Annotated in this window: 17 protein-coding genes; 13 read left to right on the plus strand and 4 right to left on the minus strand. The window is 62.9% G+C overall.

Going from position 1 to position 17,575, the window contains the following annotated elements; all coding sequences use genetic code 11:
- The first annotated feature begins 48 nt into the window (after positions 1-48).
- Complete coding sequence (locus ACSSVG_RS17395) at positions 49-1,023, plus strand: LysR family transcriptional regulator (RefSeq protein ID WP_231342615.1); 975 nt, start codon at positions 49-51, stop codon at positions 1,021-1,023.
- On the opposite strand, the gene ACSSVG_RS17400 is transcribed toward ACSSVG_RS17395, so the two are convergent.
- Positions 998-2,041, minus strand: a complete 1,044-nt coding sequence (locus ACSSVG_RS17400; RefSeq protein ID WP_492415742.1) for a nitronate monooxygenase — start codon at positions 2,039-2,041, stop codon at positions 998-1,000. The two genes, ACSSVG_RS17395 and ACSSVG_RS17400, sit on opposite strands and share 26 nt — an antisense overlap.
- A gap of 41 nt (positions 2,042-2,082) precedes the next feature.
- On the opposite strand from ACSSVG_RS17400, the gene ACSSVG_RS17405 reads away from it, so the two are divergent.
- Positions 2,083-3,018 (plus strand): N-acetylglucosamine kinase, encoded by a 936-nt coding sequence (locus tag ACSSVG_RS17405; RefSeq protein WP_492415743.1) that lies wholly within the window; start codon positions 2,083-2,085, stop codon positions 3,016-3,018.
- 7 nt (positions 3,019-3,025) lie between these two features.
- Here ACSSVG_RS17405 and ACSSVG_RS17410 read toward each other — a convergent pair whose 3' ends face one another.
- Positions 3,026-4,057 carry a pirin family protein gene (locus ACSSVG_RS17410; protein WP_492415744.1) on the minus strand — a complete coding sequence of 344 codons (1,032 nt, stop codon included), beginning with the start codon at positions 4,055-4,057 and terminating at the stop codon, positions 3,026-3,028.
- 50 nt (positions 4,058-4,107) lie between these two features.
- Between ACSSVG_RS17410 and ACSSVG_RS17415 the strand changes: the two genes are divergently transcribed.
- The 9 genes from ACSSVG_RS17415 (at position 4,108) to ACSSVG_RS17455 (ending at position 13,741) form a co-directional block, all read left to right on the plus strand.
- A complete protein-coding gene (locus ACSSVG_RS17415; RefSeq protein ID WP_231342626.1) occupies positions 4,108-5,904 on the plus strand; it encodes a glycoside hydrolase family 35 protein in 1,797 nt (598 codons plus the stop codon).
- A 30-nt stretch (positions 5,905-5,934) separates the two neighbouring features.
- A complete protein-coding gene (locus ACSSVG_RS17420) occupies positions 5,935-6,387 on the plus strand; it encodes an NUDIX hydrolase (RefSeq protein WP_492415745.1) in 453 nt (150 codons plus the stop codon).
- 222 nt (positions 6,388-6,609) lie between these two features.
- Entirely contained in the window at positions 6,610-7,794 is a 1,185-nt protein-coding gene (gene rsgA / locus ACSSVG_RS17425; protein WP_492415746.1) for a ribosome small subunit-dependent GTPase A, read from the plus strand.
- Between the two features lie 170 nt (positions 7,795-7,964).
- Positions 7,965-9,059 carry an ABC transporter ATP-binding protein gene (locus ACSSVG_RS17430; protein ID WP_269215863.1) on the plus strand — a complete coding sequence of 365 codons (1,095 nt, stop codon included), beginning with the start codon at positions 7,965-7,967 and terminating at the stop codon, positions 9,057-9,059.
- Positions 9,059-9,799, plus strand: coding sequence for an ABC transporter permease (locus tag ACSSVG_RS17435; protein ID WP_231342637.1), 741 nt, complete (start codon positions 9,059-9,061; stop codon positions 9,797-9,799). The genes ACSSVG_RS17430 and ACSSVG_RS17435 overlap by 1 nt, the downstream gene beginning before the upstream one ends.
- Positions 9,796-10,539, plus strand: a complete 744-nt coding sequence (locus tag ACSSVG_RS17440; protein WP_492415747.1) for an ABC transporter permease — start codon at positions 9,796-9,798, stop codon at positions 10,537-10,539. The genes ACSSVG_RS17435 and ACSSVG_RS17440 overlap by 4 nt, the downstream gene beginning before the upstream one ends.
- On the plus strand, positions 10,536-11,492 hold the full coding sequence (locus ACSSVG_RS17445) for an ABC transporter substrate-binding protein (RefSeq protein WP_231342639.1): 957 nt from the start codon (positions 10,536-10,538) through the stop codon (positions 11,490-11,492). Before ACSSVG_RS17440 ends, ACSSVG_RS17445 begins: the two co-directional genes overlap by 4 nt.
- 120 nt (positions 11,493-11,612) lie before the next feature.
- Positions 11,613-12,833 (plus strand): pyridoxal phosphate-dependent aminotransferase, encoded by a 1,221-nt coding sequence (locus ACSSVG_RS17450; RefSeq protein ID WP_026546228.1) that lies wholly within the window; start codon positions 11,613-11,615, stop codon positions 12,831-12,833.
- 53 nt (positions 12,834-12,886) lie between these two features.
- Complete coding sequence (locus ACSSVG_RS17455) at positions 12,887-13,741, plus strand: polyphosphate kinase 2 family protein (RefSeq protein ID WP_492415748.1); 855 nt, start codon at positions 12,887-12,889, stop codon at positions 13,739-13,741.
- Positions 13,742-13,778: 37 nt separating this feature from the next.
- Here the strand turns inward: ACSSVG_RS17455 and ACSSVG_RS17460 are convergent, their stop codons facing one another.
- Together ACSSVG_RS17460 and xseA are read right to left on the minus strand one after the other, a co-directional pair.
- Positions 13,779-14,036 (minus strand): exodeoxyribonuclease VII small subunit, encoded by a 258-nt coding sequence (locus ACSSVG_RS17460; RefSeq protein WP_492415749.1) that lies wholly within the window; start codon positions 14,034-14,036, stop codon positions 13,779-13,781.
- Positions 14,037-14,077: 41 nt separating this feature from the next.
- Entirely contained in the window at positions 14,078-15,355 is a 1,278-nt protein-coding gene (gene xseA / locus ACSSVG_RS17465; RefSeq protein ID WP_492415750.1) for an exodeoxyribonuclease VII large subunit, read from the minus strand.
- Positions 15,356-15,537: 182 nt separating this feature from the next.
- Here xseA and ACSSVG_RS17470 point away from each other — a divergent pair, with 182 nt between their 5' ends.
- Together ACSSVG_RS17470 and ACSSVG_RS17475 are read left to right on the plus strand one after the other, a co-directional pair.
- A complete protein-coding gene (locus ACSSVG_RS17470) occupies positions 15,538-16,401 on the plus strand; it encodes a hypothetical protein (RefSeq protein ID WP_492415751.1) in 864 nt (287 codons plus the stop codon).
- Between the two features lie 24 nt (positions 16,402-16,425).
- Positions 16,426-17,511 carry a 4-hydroxy-3-methylbut-2-enyl diphosphate reductase gene (locus ACSSVG_RS17475; RefSeq protein ID WP_231341896.1) on the plus strand — a complete coding sequence of 362 codons (1,086 nt, stop codon included), beginning with the start codon at positions 16,426-16,428 and terminating at the stop codon, positions 17,509-17,511.
- Positions 17,512-17,575 lie beyond the last annotated feature (64 nt).

The raw sequence follows: 17,575 nt of genomic DNA on the forward strand, positions 1-17,575 counted from the left end.
AATAGTGGGAGATATGCAGGCAGGGATCACTGCTGAAGGGAGACGACCGTGGAACCGGACCACCACCAACTCATCCAACTCCTTCCGCTCCTTCCCGTTCTGGCTGAACTTGGCCGCACGGAACATATGACGGAAACCGCGGAGATCCTTGGAGTTCCCCAGTCCACGGTCAGCCGGGCGGTGGCACGGGCCAGTGCCATTGTGGGGATGGACCTGCTGGTGCGCGAGGGCAGGGGGATCCGTCTTACTTCCGCCGCCAGGACCCTGCTGCCCTACATAGAAGCCGCGCTGGAGGACTTCCAAGCCGGCCTTGACCGGGTCAGGCACGAGTCGGACGTAGTCCGTGGACGAATCGGAGTGTCCTTCCAACACACTTTTGGTGAGGCGACTCTTCCCCTGCTCATCAGCGCATTTCGCGGCCGCCACCCCCATGCGGTGTTCGAACTCTGGCAGGGTCCCCGCGACGACTGCCTGCAACAATTGGCCAGCGGGGACAGCGATTTTGCCTTGATTGCGCCGATCGCACCCGAAGGCAGGGGCATCCACTCCCTGCCGCTCTACCGCGAGCCGCTCAGGGTGGTCCTGCACTACCGGCATCCCCTGGCAGGGCGGTCCAGCCTGCATCTCTCAGAATTGCGGCACGATCCCTACGTGACACTTCCAGCCGGTGTTGGGCTGCGGGCCTTGGGGGAAGCACTCCTGCGTGAAGCAGGCTTCCGCCCAAGGATTGCCTTCGAAGTCCAGGAGTCCACCTCCGCCAGGGGCCTGGTTTCGGCCGGCCTCGGGTTCAGCATCCTTCCGCCTGCGGGTCCCGGCTCAGGTACCGGCCAATTTCTTCCGAAGGCCGAACTCGGGCTCGTCGAAGTGGCGATTGAGTCCGAGTTGGCGTTCCGGCAAATTGGCATCGCCTGGCGGGAGAGAAGTTTCGAACCCGACGCCGTTCGGCTCTTCCGCGAACTCGTCATCTCGGAGGGCGGAGAGTTGCTGGCCGAACTTGTCAGAGCCCGCTCAGGTACTCCCTGACGACGTCTTTCGCCGATCCTTCACGGGCCAACCGCCAGCCGGTGCCCGCCCACAGATTCAGGCGCTGTGGATCACCGGCTGCGGACGAGGCTGCCCGCACCGGTGCCGTGAGATGATGGATTGCCGGGTAGCCTTCCGGAGCATCCTGATGGTCGCGGACGAAGTCGTTGACCAGCGATCGGGCCAAACGTCCGGTGAAGGCGCGGGTCATGGCCGTTTCAGTAAACGCGGGATCACCCAAAGCATCCTTGTGCAGCTGCCGGGCGCCGCTTTCGTGGGTCCGAACCAGGGCAGTCCCGATTTGCGCGGCTGACGCGCCGGCGTCCAGCACATCACGCAACCCCGGGCCGTCCATGATGGCACCTGCCGCGATCAGCGGAAGCCCGACGGCGGCACGCACTTGGGTGACCAGTTCCGCCGTCGTCCGGGCTGCCGGGGTTCCGGCTGATTCCTTACCGCCCGGCAGGAAGGCCGCTGAGTGTGCGCCCGCTGAGCTGTGCTGGACGGCGAGGGCGTCCGGTCCCTCCTCGGCAGCGGCCAGGGCTTCCCGGACACTGGTGACGCTGCAAATGACGGCGGTTCCGGCCTTCCGGAGCGCGGCCACCACCGGCTTCCCAGGCAGGCCGAAAGCGAAACTGACGAACTCCACGGGATTGGCCAGCAAAACATCGATCTTGTCCTGCCAGGCATCGTCGTCGTCAAGGCGGAGGGGCGGCAGGGCCACCCCGTAGCGCGCCGCATCGGGTTCCAGCTCTGCCCGGTAGGCCTGAAGCCGCGCCTGCTCAGCCTGGCTGGGCGCGAGTTGGCGGGCATCAGGCACAAAGACGTTCATGCCAAAGGGGGCGTTGAGGGCCCGCGTCGCCGTGATCTCGGCAACCATCGCCTCCGGGCTTTTGTAGCCTGCGGCGAGGAAACCCAGACCGCCGCCCTCATGAACTGCCTGCACCAACGCGGGCGTGGACGTTCCCCCGGCCATGGGGGCTGCAATAAACGCTGTACCAAACAGGGAATCGGGCATGTGCGGTTTCTCCTCCGGACGCTCCAAGCTAGTCTGTCACGGTGAACAATCCTGACTCTGCCCAGCATTCCCCCGCCGATACGGAAGCCGTGCCCGGAACCGTCATCGGGCTCGACATCGGCGGTACGAAAACACGCGGCGTGCGCTTTGAAAATGGTTTGCCGGTCGTAGACGAAAGTGCTGGCAGTTCCAACGTGCAAAATGTCAGCCGGGAGCAGGCCGCGGCCAACCTCGCTGAATTGTTCGCGAAGGTCGGTGGCGGACACGTTGACGAGGTGTACGCCGGTGCAGGGGGGATCGATACGGACCAGGACGCCCAGGCGCTCGCCGAGCTGATCGCGCCCCATGCCCCCGGCGCCCGCATCACGGTGGTTCACGACTCACGTTTGCTTCTGGCAGCCGGCGGAGCCAGCACGGGAGTAGCGGTCATTGCGGGGACCGGCTCAGCGGCGTGGGGAAAAAACGACGCCGGAGAGGAAGCCCGCGCAGGCGGCTGGGGATACCTTCTGGGTGACGAAGGCAGCGGCTACTGGCTGGGGCGGGAAGCCGTCCGGCACAGCCTGCGCCGGATGAACCAAGGCCTGGAGCCGGACCGGCTTAGCCGTGCGCTGTTGGACTCGTGCGGCGTGGACGAACCCGGTAAGCTGATCGCCCTTTTCCACTCACCGGACACGGGTCGCCGGTACTGGGCGCAGCAAGCACGCCTCGTGGTGGAAGCAGCCGACGCCGGCGACGAAACCAGCAAGGCTTTGGTGGAACAGGCAGGCCGCGACCTCGCCGAGCTCGCCGGGCAAGCCGTTCGGCAGTTGCGACTGGACGGGCCGGTGATCCTGGGAAGCGGACTTGGCATGAATGTTCCCCGGCTGCAGGAAGCATTCAAGGCGAAGCTGGCCGAAGACGGCATTGTTGATGTACGCATACTTCAGCAGGATCCCGTGTTCGGCGTCCCGCGGTTGGTGGCCGAGCAGCGCCGTTAGCAGCGGCCTAACCGCGGGTTCGTGGCCGCAGTCTAACGCCGGGAAGCGGAGGAGCGGGAATGCGGCCGGCCTCCGGTCCGGCATCGGGACCATGGCCGGGGACGAAGCCGAAGCGTGAGGCGGTGGCAGCGTCGTCGTCGAGGAGTCCCTCTGCTTCCCATTCCTCACGCGCCTGTTCGACTTCCTCGTGGGTCCGCCCAACGAAGTTCCACCACATGAGCAGATCCTCGCCGAACGGTTCGCCGCCGAGGAGCATGAACCGCGTGTCCGGCCCGGCTACGACATCAAGGTTGGTCCGGCCCGCCCCCAGGTAGGCCAGCGGGCCGGCCTCTATGTCCTGACCGTCGATGACCACATGGCCGTCCAGCACCAATACTGCGTGTTCAAAGTCCGGACGCAAGGGCAGCTCCAGTGGGCCGGAGCCCGTGATATCGGCTCCAACGATGGGGCTGAACATGGTGGCGGGGGAGCGTTGGCCGGCGAATTCGCCCACCATCACGGTGGCCGTAAAGCCTTCGCCGACTGCTACCGGCAGGTCCTTCACCTGCTCGAAGGACGGCGGACGGTGGCGGTGCTCGTCAGGAAGGGCTACCCACAGTTGGAGCCCACGCGAAACGGGAATCCCTTGCGCCTCGGGGCTTGATCCTGTCGCGGTGGTGGAGGGGAGGACTGAGAACTCCGAGTGTGAGATGCCATGGCCTGCTGTCATGATGTTCAGCTCGCCCGGCCGTACCACGACATCGCTGCCCACGCTGTCGCGGTGCCGCACTGCGCCTTCCAAAGGCCAGGTGACCGTTTGGAGCCCACAGTGCGGATGGGGAAGGACGCTCATGGCCACCCTGTCGGGGCCGAAGCTGTCCAGGAAGCACCATGCGCCAACAGTCGGCAGCCCGCGCTGGGGCAGCGTCCTCATGACATTCATGGCACGAACCCCACCCAAGGGAACCTCACGTTCGGGCCACAGCTGAACGCACGGACCCTGATCTTCCGTAGCTGCCGGGCACACTTCTTGTGCCGGAGAAGTATCAAGATTGGTCATGTGTTCATCACCTGTGCATAAATGTTGGAAATTGAGCTAATCTGTTCCGTGTGAACAACGCCCTCTTGAGCTACCACGACGCCGTCCTTTACCGTTCGGGTGAACCGTATCGCATCCTCGCCGGAGCCATCCACTACTTCCGCGTGCATCCGGACCTGTGGCAGGACCGGCTGCGCCGGCTCAAGGCAATGGGCGCCAACACTGTTGACACATACGTTGCCTGGAACTTCCACCAGCCTAAGCGCGATCAGGCTCCGGACTTCAGCGGATGGCGCGACCTGGGACGGTTCATTGACGTCGCAGCTGGTGAAGGATTGGACGTCATCGTCCGTCCCGGGCCGTACATCTGTGCTGAATGGGACAACGGCGGCTTTCCCGCCTGGCTGACAGGCATCCCGGGCCTTGGCCTGCGCTGCATGGACCCAGTGTTCACCGCAGCCATCGAGGAGTGGTTCGATCACCTCCTTCCCATCATTGCCTCGCGGCAGAGCTCTGCAGGTGGTCCTGTGGTGGCGGTTCAAATCGAGAATGAGTACGGCAGCTACGGCGACGACCATGATTACATCCGCTGGAACCGGCAGGTGCTTGAAGAACGCGGTATCACGGAGATGCTCTTTACGGCTGACGGTGGCAACGACTACTTCCTCGACGGCGGTTCCATCGAAGGCACCTGGGCGACGGCAACGTTGGGAAGCCGCGGCGACGAGGCCGTAGCCACCTGGCAGCGACGACGGCCCGGTGAGCCGTTCTTCAACGTTGAGTTCTGGGGCGGTTGGTTTGACCACTGGGGCGAACTGCACCACCGCCGCGACGCCGATGACGCAGCACTCGAAGCCCGGAAAATGCTCGATCTCGGCGGTTCGATCTGCGCCTACATGGCTCACGGCGGAACCAACTTTGGCCTCAGCTCCGGCAGCAACCATGACGGCACCATGCTTCAGCCGACCGTCACCAGCTACGACTCCGACGCGCCCATCGCTGAGAACGGTGCACTCACGCCGAAGTTCCACGCCTTCCGCCGGGAGTTCTTCCGCGCGCAGGGCATTGAAGAGCTGCCCGAACTCCCTGTTGAGTTGCTGGCCGGGGCCCCGGTGCTTCCGGCGCAGACCTTGCCATTGACGGAGGGGCAGGATCTGTTGGAGCTCGTTGGAAACGCAGGCGGGGTGGTCAGCAGCGTCAAGCCACTCAGCTTCGAAGAATTGGGACTCGACGCCGGCCTGGTGCTGTACAGCTCCGAAGCCATCCTGCCAGGACGGGCTGATACTCCTACGGAGAGCCGGCTAAAGATCACCGGCCTGAACGACCGTGCCTATGTTTGGGTGGATGGCGTCTTCGCCGGCGTCCTGGACGACGTCACTGGAGCGGAAGGCCTGACGGTTACCGGCACAGGTATTCCAGCCAAGCTGGACATCCTGGTCGAGAACCTGGGGCGCATCAACTACGGACCCCTGACAGGCCAGGGCAAGGGCATCCTGGGCGGTGTCCTCATCAACCAGCGGTACACCTTCCATTGGACACAGACTCCCGTTGCGCTCGCCGACTGGAAGCAAGAGGACCTGGAGTCCCTGGCAGGAACCGACTTCGAGGTAGATGAGCCGGCCGACACCTACATTGCCTTGCCCGATTCCGGTAAGGGCTTCATCTGGCTCAACGGTTTCCTCCTGGGCAGGTATTGGGAGAAGGGCCCACAAGTCACCCTCTATGCGCCAGCCCCGTTGCTGAAATCCGGCCGCAACAGCATTAAGGTGCTGGAGCTTGGTAAGCCGGGCACCGTCGTCGAGCTTCGCGAGGCGCCTGACCTTGGTCCCGAAGAAGCAGGTCCCATCACCGCCGCTGAGCTTCCCTAACGATGTGATTCAAGGATTTATGCTGGCTGCATGAGCCTGCAGTTCGATACCCGCCCAGCCGCGTACGCCGTGATTGTCCAGGAGGAGAAGATCCTGCTGGCCTATTGGAAGCAGGACGGCAAAGAAGGGTGGACGCTTCCGGGCGGAGGCCTTGATCTGGCCGAACACCCGGTGGATGGGTGCAGGCGAGAGGTGTTCGAGGAAACCGGCTACGAAGCGCGCATCGAACGCATGCTGGGCATCGATGTAGGCCACTGGCCGGGCGAGGCCAGACCTGACGGTTCCGTGAAGGACTTCCAAGCCCTCCGCCTGGTCTATGAGGCCACGGTGGTGGGCGGCGAACTAACCCACGAGGTGGATGGCAGCACCACCCACGCCGCGTGGATTCCGTTGCTGGACATCGGGAAACTCAACCGGGTGTCCTTGGTGGACACGGCACTGCGCATGCACCGGGAGCGCCCGGCAGACGGGAAGCTGAGCTAGAAAGCGCCGCGAAAGACTAGCCAAAGCGTCACCGCTTGGCTACGCTAAACAACGTTGCCGGCACTTCATCTGCCGGCCGGATGCCGAGGAGGTGGATTTTGATGATTGCCAAGATCTTGCGCGCCCCGCACTCAGTTGCGGCGTGCCGTCATCAGCCCACCAATCCTGTCCCGGCATCAGCCTGCCGAAACTAGGCGGCCGGGCCTCACCAGAGGCATTTCATTGAATACTTACGCTTCTTCAAGCGACCCTTCCTTCAGCTCCACCAAGCAACTTCCCAAAAATCTGTTTCACGGACCGGTGGAGTACGGCTTCACGGACAAGACCGTGGGACTTTTCGCTGCCCACCCGGCGCCGGCCGCCCAGGAAACTTCCAGCCCGGGCCGCGTAGTGCGCCTGGACCGGAATCGGGTGCTAGTAGCATCCGCAGAGGGTTTCCTGCACCTGCCCTATCCACTGCACGGGCTTGTGCCAGCCACCGGAGACTGGGTATGGCTCGGCCACAACAACGCAGGTGAGCCTGCCGTCGTCGAGGTCCTGCCGCGGCATTCCGCACTCAGCCGCAAACGCGCCTTCGAAGCTTCCTCGGAGGAACAAATCCTGGGCAGCAACATCGATATCGTCGCGGTGGTCGTCCCAGTGGACCGTCCCCTCACCCATAACCGCCTTGAGCGGACGCTCGTGGCGGCATGGGATTCCGGTGCCACGCCTCTTGTTGTCATTACCAAAGCGGACCTTGCCGACTTGGCAGACGACGTCGTGGGTGAAGTCATCCTGCAAGCTGCCGGCGTGGATGTCGTCACCACGTCGGCGGAGCAGGGCGACGGGCTCGACGAACTGATGCAGCACATTCCCGCTGGCGCTACTTTGGTCCTGCTTGGCCCTTCCGGCGCAGGGAAATCAACGCTCATCAATGCCCTCGCGGGCCGGGACGTCCAACAAACCGGCGCGGTCCGCGCTGGCGACGGCAAAGGCAAGCACACCACAACATCACGCGAGTTGGTGCCCCTGTCCGGCGGCGCGGTCCTGATGGACACCCCAGGCGTCCGCGGATTTGGACTCTTTGATGCAGACGATGGCATGGAGGAGATCTTCGGGGACCTGGAGGAACTCTTCACCCGTTGCCGCTTCGCGGATTGCGTCCACCAAGCCGAACCCGGGTGCGCAGTTCAGGAAGCACTGGCTGAAGAAGCCCTCGATCCCCGGCGCTGGGCAAGCTACCAGAAATTGCAACGTGAGTTGGCAGCCCTTGCCAGGAAACATGACGCAGCGGCGCGGCGGGCCTACCAGCGCGAATGGCACCAGAAGGTCGTCTCAGCGAGCAGGGGCCAGCGCGCGGCGGAACGATACAGGCACGATCAAGCTGAGGAACGGGCCGGGAAAGGCGGCAAACGAAGGAAACGCTGAACATTGCCGATTCATTACGGAAAACGTGGCGGCGCTGACATCGCCGGTGGGGCTGGCTACGCTGGGTGAAGATTGCTTTGCAGCCAAGTAATAAGAGTGCATATGATCGTGTGGCTCTACCGATGTTCTCGACCACCGATGTTTTCGACCACAGATAGGTAAGCCCGGGTATGGCCGAAGCCATGATTGAGTTCCAGAGCGTAACCAAGCAATACCAGGGCGGGCAGCCGGCGGTGGACGCCCTGAGCATGTCCATCGACAAAGGCTCGATCACGGTGTTCGTTGGGCCTTCAGGCTGTGGCAAGACCACATCCCTGCGCATGATCAACCGGATGGTGGAGCCCTCCAGCGGAACCATCACAGTGGCAGGCGAGGACGTCTCGCACGTGCCTGCAGCGCAGCTCCGCCGTTCAATGGGCTACGTCATGCAGTCATCGGGCCTGCTGCCGCATCGTTCGGTGCTGGATAACATCGCCACCGTCCCGCGGCTTAACGGCGTTCCCAAGGCAGCGGCGCGGAAACGTGCCGCGGAACTGCTCGACGTCGTCGGACTGGCTTCCGTTCTTGGCAAGCGGTACCCGTCCCAACTCTCGGGTGGTCAGCAGCAGCGCGTCGGGGTTGCCCGGGCGCTCGCTGCTGATCCGCCTGTCCTGCTCATGGATGAACCCTTCAGTGCTGTGGATCCCGTGGTCCGGGACGAACTGCAGCAGGAACTCCTGCGCCTACAGAGGGAACTGGCCAAGACCATCGTTTTCGTCACGCACGACATCGATGAAGCTACGGTTCTTGGCGACAAAGTTGCCGTCTTTGCCGTTGGCGGAAAGCTGGCGCAATATGCGGCGCCGGAGGAGATCCTGCGGGCACCGGCGAACGACTTTGTTGCCTCTTTCGTGGGACGCGACCGCGGCTTCAGGCACCTTGCCTTCAACCCCGCGGACGCTGTGACGTTGCACCCGGTGACCATGGTCGGTCCTTCCGATGGCCGTCACGCGGGCCGGGAAACGGGCGAGTGGGCCTTGGTCGTGGATGAGGATTCGCGTCCGCTCGGGTGGTCCTCGCCCCGTGATGGTGCCGGGTTGATCCCTGGCGGATCGCTCTTCCGCAAGGGCGACACCCTGAGGCGTGCTTTGGATGCCGCATTGTCGTCGCCGTCGGGGCTGGGCGTTGCAGTGGACGACGACGGCCGGGTGGCCGGGGTCTTGAAGGCGCCGGAAGTCCTGTCGCTCATTGAAGAAGTCCGCCACCAAAGGGAGGACGCCACCTGATGGAGTGGTTCCTCAATAACAGTGGCATGGTCCTGGGCCTGGCGGGCCAGCACATGGTGCTTGCCCTCATTCCCATGATCCTTGGCTTGTTGATTTCCATCCCGTTGGCCCAGCTGGCCAGGCGCAACAGCACGCTCAGGTCCGTCGTGGCCACGGCCACGTCGTTGCTCTACACCATTCCCTCCCTGGCACTGTTCATCATTCTCCCCACCGTCCTGGGCACCCGGATCCTGGATCCGCTGAACGTTGTGGTGGCGTTGACCATCTATGCTGTCGCCTTGCTGGTCCGTGCGGCCATGGACGCCTTCGACTCCGTGGACGACGATCTCCGCAACGCTGCCGTCGCCATGGGCTTCAAACCCCTGGCCCGCTTCTTCCAAGTGGATCTCCCGTTGTCGCTGCCCGTGATGTTTGCAGGCCTGCGGGTCGTCTCTGTCAGCAACATCTCTCTGGTCAGCGTCGCTGCGCTGCTCGGGGTGGGCAATCTCGGGTTCCTGTTCACCGACGGGCTCCAGCGCACGTTTATCACCGAAGTGGTGGTGGGTATTATCGCGATTCTGGTGCTTGCACTGCTGATGGATGCTGTCCTGGTGGTTCTGGAGCGCCTTCTGACTCCTTGGACGCGGGCGGCCGGCGGTAAGCCGAACCGGCCGGATGCCAATACCCTCGTTACCGAGCCCAAAGCAGGACCTGCCACCCAGCACGCAGCCCTTCGCCCCGATCCGGGGGCATCCGCATGAACATCTTCGCCGAGACCATTGCCTGGCTGACCGATCCCACCCACTGGACAGGGAGCGGCGGAATTCCCACCCGGATACTGGAACACCTCCAGTACAGCGCGCTGGTGCTCCTCATCGCAGCCGCCATCGCAATGCCTATCGGTCTCTACATCGGGCACACGGGCCGCGGCCGGGTAGTCGCTGTTGCAGTTGCCGGGGCACTTCGCGCCCTCCCAACACTGGGTTTGCTGGTCCTTTTCGCCTTGCTCGCCGGCACCGGCTTGATGCCGCCTGTGTGGGCCCTTGTCATTCTTACGGTTCCGCCGCTGTTGGCAGGCACGTACGCCGGCATCTCCAGCGTCGATGCCACCGTGGTGGACGCCGCCCGGGCCATGGGCATGACCGAACTCCAGATCCTGTTCCGGGTGGAATTGCCCAATGGCCTCCAAGTCATGTTCGGCGGCATCCGCACGGCGGTTCTGCAGGTCATCGCGACTGTTTCAGTGGTGGCTTACCTGCCGCTGGGTGGGCTGGGGCGTTACCTGTTTGACGGACTTGTCCTGCAGGATTTCCCCCGAATGCTCGGCGGTTCGTTGCTCATTGCAGGGCTGGCCATCGCCGTGGACCTTATCCTTGCCGGCGTGCAGAGGCTTATCCTCTCGCCCGGCCTGACCCTCGACTCAAGCGGCCGCCAGAAGGCGGCCGATGATCTCACAGCCACAGCTCCCGCAGGGGCTGCCGTTCAAGGAGGTACACCATGAAAAACCCCGTTCCCATGACCCTTACGCGCCGTGGTCTCGGCGGCCTCGCAGCTGGACTGGGTGTAGCCCTCGCATTGAGCGCGTGTGGCGGCAGCCCGTTGGCCACGCCCTCCACCTCTGCGCCGAGCGGCTCCGCTGCCGGTGGCTCCCTGGTTGTCGGTTCGGCCGACTTCCCGGAGAGCCAGGTCATCGCCGAGATCTACGTCGGCGCTCTCAACGCCGCAGGTCTGACGGCCACGTCCAAGCCGAATATCGGTTCGCGCGAAATCTACTTCAAGGCCGTCCAGGATGGCTCCGTCGACCTCGTCCCGGACTACTCCGGCAACCTGCTCTCCTTTGTGGACACCGAAGCAAAGGAAGTTTCCGCGGAGGATGTTTATAAAGCCCTCCCAGGCAAGCTTCCGGAGGGACTCGCCGTCCTGGAGCCGGCGAAGGCCGAGTCCAAGGACGCCATGGTGGTTACCAAGGCAACGGCTGAGAAGTACCAGCTCAAGTCCATCGAGGACTTGGCCAAGGTCTGCAAGGACTTCACCATGGCGGCTCCGGCAACGTTTGAAACGCGTGCCTACGGCTTCCCGGGGCTGAAGGCCAACTATGGTTGCGAGCTCAAGGGCCTCCAGCCCTTCAGCGACGGCGGCGGCAACCTGACCCTCCAGGCCCTCCTGGAGGACAAAGTCCAGGTGGCCGACATCTACACCACCACGCCTTCCATCGCAGATAACGACCTCGTGGTCCTTGAAGACCCGAAGAACAACTTCAAGGCCCAGCAGGTCCTGCCGCTGGTCAAGGAGGCCAAGATGACGGACAAGGCCAAGGAAGCGCTCAACAACGTCTCCAAGATCCTGACCACCGATGACCTGATCAACCTGAACCGTGCGGTCAGCGGCGACCAGAAGCAGGCACCCAAGGATGCAGCAGCCGCATGGCTGAAGGACAAGGGCATCGTCAAGTAACGCCTGACTAAAACCGCGTACGACGGCGGTGACGGACCCGCGTGGGACCGTCACCGCCGTCGTCGTATATGTGAGTTAAGTCTCAGCTGAAGTCCATCACCCGTGTGGCATATTTGAGGGATGGCGAAATTCAAGCAGTCCACCAAGCTTCATAATGTCCTTTACGACATCCGTGGACCGATTCTTCAGGCCGCCCAGCAGATGGAGGCGGAGGGTCACCGGATCCTCAAACTGAACATCGGAAACCCGGCCCCTTTTGGTTTTGAAGCGCCTGACGCCATCTTGGTGGACATGATCCGCCACCTGCCAAATGCCCAGGGTTACAGCGATTCCCGCGGTATTTTCTCTGCCCGGACGGCCGTGTCGCAGTACTACCAGACCCGCGGCATCCAGAACATCCACGTTGATGACATTTACCTTGGCAATGGTGTCAGCGAGCTCATCACCATGTCCCTCATGGCCCTCCTTGAAGATGGCGACGAGGTCCTGATTCCCACACCGGACTATCCGCTGTGGACGGCTTCGGTCGCCTTGGCCGGCGGGCGCCCAGTGCACTACCTCTGTGATGAAGACTCCGGCTGGCAGCCTGACCTTGAGGACATGGAAGCCAAGATCACGCCCCGGACCAAGGGAATTGTGGTGATCAACCCCAACAATCCCACGGGCGCGGTGTACCCGGAAGAGACGCTCAAGAAGATTGTCGCCCTCGCCGAAAAACACGGCCTGGTGCTTTTCGCCGATGAAATCTACGAGAAAATCCTGTACGAGGACGCTGTTCACATCAACCTCGCCGGGCTCACCGGTGACGATGTCCTGTGCCTGACGTTCAGTGGCCTGTCCAAGGCCTACCGGGTCTGTGGCTACCGCGCTGGCTGGATGGCCATCTCGGGGCCCAAGAAGGATGCCGCCGATTACCTTGAAGGCATCAACCTGCTGGCCAACATGCGTTTGTGTGCCAATGTTCCTGCCCAGCACGCCATCCAAACGGCGCTTGGTGGCTACCAGAGCATCAACGACCTCATCCTGCCCGGCGGCAGGCTGCTGGAACAACGCAACAAGGCCTACGATCTGTTGAATGCCATCCCCGGAGTCAGCACCCAGCAGGCCAGGGGAGCACTGTACCTGTTCCCCAAACTGGACCCCGAGGTCTATCACATCCGCGACGACGAGAAGTTTGTCCTTGACCTGTTGAAGGAACAGAAAATCCTGGTGTCACACGGGAGGGCGTTCAACTGGGTGCGCCCGGACCACTTCCGAATGGTGACATTGCCCAACGTGAAGGACATCGAAGAGGCAATTGGCCGCATGGCGGACTTCCTGTCGAGGTACCCGGGCAATTAGCCTGAGGTCCATGGCCGCGCCACGGGGGCGCGGCCTGGCAGAAAGGCACGTCAATGGCTGCAGCAGTTGAGTTCGCCAAAAGTCCGGCCGAGGTACTGAGAGTGGGGCCTGGGTTTTCGCTGGCAGGCGTTGATCCTGAATCCACCCCCGGCTACACCGGTGGGAAAACGGATGGCAAAGCGCTGCTGGAGGCACAGGATGCGCGGCTGGCGGAGCTGCAGGAAAAGCTCTTTGCCGAGGGCAGGGCGGGCAGCGGGAAACGGCTCCTGTTGATACTCCAAGCCATGGACACCGCCGGGAAAGGTGGCATTGTCAGCCACGTAGTGGGCGCCATGGACGTGCAAGGCGTTCAAGTATCCGCGTTCAAGGCCCCAACTGACGAGGAAAAGTCGCACGACTTCCTGTGGAGGATCGAGAAGCAAGTCCCTGCTGCCGGAATGGTGGGAGTCTTTGACCGTTCACAGTACGAGGACGTCCTGATTCATCGCGTCCACGAATGGGCCGACGTTTCCGAGTTGGAGCGCCGGTATGCCGCGATTAATGACTTCGAAGCCCGTCTTGCCGAGCAGGGAACCACCGTGGTCAAAGTCATGCTCAATATCAGCAAGGACGAGCAAAAGAGGCGACTCATTGCCAGGCTTGACGATCCCACCAAGCACTGGAAATACAGTCGGACGGACCTCGCCGAGCGGGCCTTCTGGGATGACTATATGGACGCCTATAGCGTGGCCTTCGAGAAGACCTCAACGGAAACTGCTCCGTGGCACGTGGTACCTGCCAACAAGAAGTGGTACGCGCGCATCGCAGTGCAGCAACTGCTGTTGGATGCCCTCGGGGGGCTGCAGCTGGACTGGCCCAAGGCAAATTTCGACGTCGCCGAGGAGCGCGCCCTCGTCATGGAGTCCTAAGCCATTCGCTCCCGCGACTGGTAGCGTCCCGCAGCTGTTAGCCGGAGCTGGCGGCAGCCCCGGCGTCGTTGCCAGCATCTCTTGCGGTCGCCAGGCGCTTGCGTGCGCCCTCAAGCCAGTCCTCACACCGCTTGGCCAAGGCTTCGCCCCGTTCCCAGAGCGCCAAGGACTCTTCCAAGCTGGCACCGCCCGCTTCCAAGCGGCCCACTACGCTGACAAGTTGCTCACGGGCTTCTTCGTAACTCAGAGAGTCGAGGGACTCCGGTGAAAGGTCCGCTGGAGTGTTTTCAGTCATGATGTCCTTTGTGGTTGGGAGTGACGTTGGGTTCTGCCGTGTCAGCGTTCGGCGACTTGTCCTTGGCCGCTGGATACTGCGCGGAATCGACCGTCAGCTACGCGGATGGCAAGTGCGGTGCCCTCTGGCGCCTCCTCAGGGCTGCTGACCACCGTGTGCCCTGCTTGGTCCTCGCCGACGATTTGGACCACGGCATAACCGCGGTCCAGTGTTTTCTGCGGAGACAATGCCCGCACTTGTGCCCTCAGGTGTTGCACCTGATCCAGGGCGCGGACGACCGCAGTGCTCACAGCTGAATGGGAACGCCGTTGCAGCCGGTGGATGTCGTCTGCGCGGGCGTCGACCATCGAAGCCGGGGTAGCCAAAACCGGTCGGGACCTTAAGGCATGGAGCCGGTCTGTCTCCCTGTCCACCATCCGGCCAATGCTGCGGCGGAGGTGATCGCGGGCCTGGCGCACCATGGCCAATTCTTCTGCGACATCAGGAACGATCCGTTTGGCGGCATCGGTGGGGGTGGAAGCGCGGAGGTCCGCGACGTCGTCCAGGATGGGACGGTCAGCCTCATGGCCGATAGCGCTGACAATTGGCGTTGTTGCCGCTGAAACAGCGCGGATGAGGTCCTCGTTGCTGAAGGGGAGGAGATCTTCCAGCGCCCCGCCACCTCGGGCGATGACAATGACATCCACATGGGGATCCGCATCCAGCTTCTTCAGCGCTGCGATGATCTGGGAAACAGCGGTGTTGCCTTGGACGGCAACTTCGCGGACGTCGAACTCAACTGCCGGCCAACGCAAGGCTGCATTGCGCAGGACATCCTTCTTGGCGTCCGAGTCCCGGCCGGTGATGAGTCCGATGCGGTGGGGGAGGAGAGGCAACTTGCGCTTCCGGGAATCAGCGAAGAGTCCCTCGGCAGCCAACGCCTGCCTCAGCCGTTCGATCCGCGCCAGCAGGTCACCCAGGCCAACTGGACGGATGTCCTTCACTGACATGTTCAGCCGACCTGTTTTGACCCAGAAGTCCGCCTTGACCAAGGCGACCACGCGGGACCCGCGTTCCAAGGGAACCTTTTGGCGGTCCAGCACCGTGGACCACACGGATGCCGGCAGGGAAATCTCGGCGTCAACGTCACGCAGCGTCAGGAATGCGTTTCCACCCCGACGGTTCAGCTCAATGACCTGTCCCTCGATCCATGCCGCAGGCGCCCGTTCGATGTGCGCCTTGAGCTTCCTGGACAGGAGTTGCAGCGGCCAGGGATTATCAGGGCTGGTTTCGGCAGCTGTCCCCGGCAAGGTGGATTCGGGCGTCGCTTCAGCGGACATTGGCGGTCCGTGCCTGTTCCGGTGTCCGTGATTGTTGCAGCATGGTTTTGTCCTCGCTCAGGGATGCGGCCTTGGGTGCCGGCCGCTTTCCAACTCTATCCATAGCTTTAGTGCCGGGCCCCGACATTTTTCCTATCATGTGGACAGACCTAGGATGGTGGCACAGCCCCCGAGCCCCGAGGATGACCTTGCGTACTTTTGTTTCAGCATTGGGAGTGGTCCTCGCCGTTCTGCTGACGGCCGTCGCCGTGCCAGCAGCGTGGGTAGACCAGAACATCGTCAAGGAAGAGGGCTTCGTTCGCATCGCGGGAGCGTTGGGCAACGATCCCGACTTCCAGAGCCGCCTTGCAACCGCCGCCGTAGGCACCTTCGAATCCTCGGTGGACCTTCCCGGGCCGATCCAGTCCCTGGCGGCCGATGCGCTCCGGAATGCGGCCACGGGCATGCAATCGTGGAGCGACTACCCCCAAGCCTGGGAGGAAACGGTTCGGAACAGCCACAGGCTGAACTTCGGAGCAGCCACGCAAGCGGAGGAATCGGCTTCTTCCACGGCCCTGGTCCTGGATATAGGGCCACTGGTGAGGCTGATTCGCGATCATTTTGCCGAGGCTACGCGGATCAGGCTTGATGTTCCCGCTGAGAGCCTTGTCTCTCTGGGGGAGCCTTCGCACCGGCAACTCGTTGAGCGCGTTTCTGCCTTCGCACCCCTGTGGTGGGTAGCCGCTGCCGGCGCCTTAGTGGCGGCACTCCTGGCCTTCGTCGCCGCCCGCCGACGCTCGCTGGTCCTGGTGTTCCTGGGGCTCGGCGGACTCGCACTTGCGGCACTATGGACGGCAGGGGCGGATCTGGCTGGCGGGATGATCGGAAACCTTGCCAGCGCCAATGGTGTGGCAGAGCTGTTCAAGCAGGAGTTCCTCACTGCGGCGCGGACAGGTTTTGGCCAGTGGGTCCTGATCGCCGCTGTCACGTCCGGGGCTGTCTTGGTGGTTGGCGTCATAGCTTCCGTGGTGTCAGGGCGACAAGGGTCACGTTCGGCCCGGAGCTAAAGGCCGGGCCGGTAGCATGGAGGGATGACCAGCACAGCAGTTTCCATTCCTATGCCCACGGTGCCGCGCAGACGGCGTTCTCCCGAAGAGGTACAGGCAGCGGCCCCCGTCACGGGTCCCAAGAAGGTTCTGCTAGCCGCCCCGCGCGGGTACTGCGCTGGAGTGGACAGGGCCGTCATCGCCGTCGAAAAAGCCCTTGAGCACTATGGGCCCCCGGTTTACGTCCGCAAACAGATCGTCCACAACGTCCACGTGGTCAGCTCCCTGGAAGAACAAGGAGCCATCTTCGTCGAGGAAACAGACGAGGTCCCCGAGGGCGCTCTTGTCATCTTCTCTGCGCACGGAGTTTCCCCTGCCGTGGTCCAGTCCGCAGAGGACCGAGGTCTCCGCACCATCGACGCCACTTGCCCTTTGGTGACGAAAGTCCACAAAGAAGCTGTCCGCTTCGCCAAGGAAGACTACGACATCCTGCTCATCGGCCACGAGGGTCATGAGGAAGTCGAAGGAACAGCCGGTGAGGCCCCGGAGCACATCCAGATCATCAACGGTCCGCACGAGGTAGACAAGGTCACGGTCCGGGATCCCGAGAAGACCATCTGGCTGTCACAGACGACGCTGAGTGTGGACGAAACAATGGAGACTGTCCGCCTCCTGAAGGATCGGTTCCCGACCCTGCAGGATCCGCCCAGCGACGACATTTGCTACGCCACCACCAATCGGCAGGTGGCCATCAAAAAGATTGCCCCCCAAGCTGACCTTGTCATCGTTGTGGGTTCAGCCAACTCTTCCAACTCGGTCCGACTGGTTGAAGTTGCCCTCGAATATGGCGCCAAGAGCTCATATCGAGTCGACTTTGCCAATGAAGTGGACGAAGCATGGTTCGAAGGAGTGGCCACCGTTGGTGTGACGTCCGGGGCCTCTGTTCCGGAAGTGCTCGTCAAAGATGTGCTGCGCCTGTTGGCCGACTACGGCTACGGCGACGTGCAGGAAGTGGTGACTGCCGAAGAAGACCTCCTGTTCTCCCTTCCCAAGGAGCTGCGGGCCACCCTGAAGAAAGCCGGCGACGTGACACGCGCGCTCGGCGGCCGGGGAAACCGCTCGACGTCATAACGTCTTCGCCACACAACAGACAAAAAGAATCTGGCCCGCAGTGGTCGCTGCCCTCCGGGGAAAC

It is taken from the genome of Paenarthrobacter sp. E2MeOHC11, from assembly GCF_058744955.1.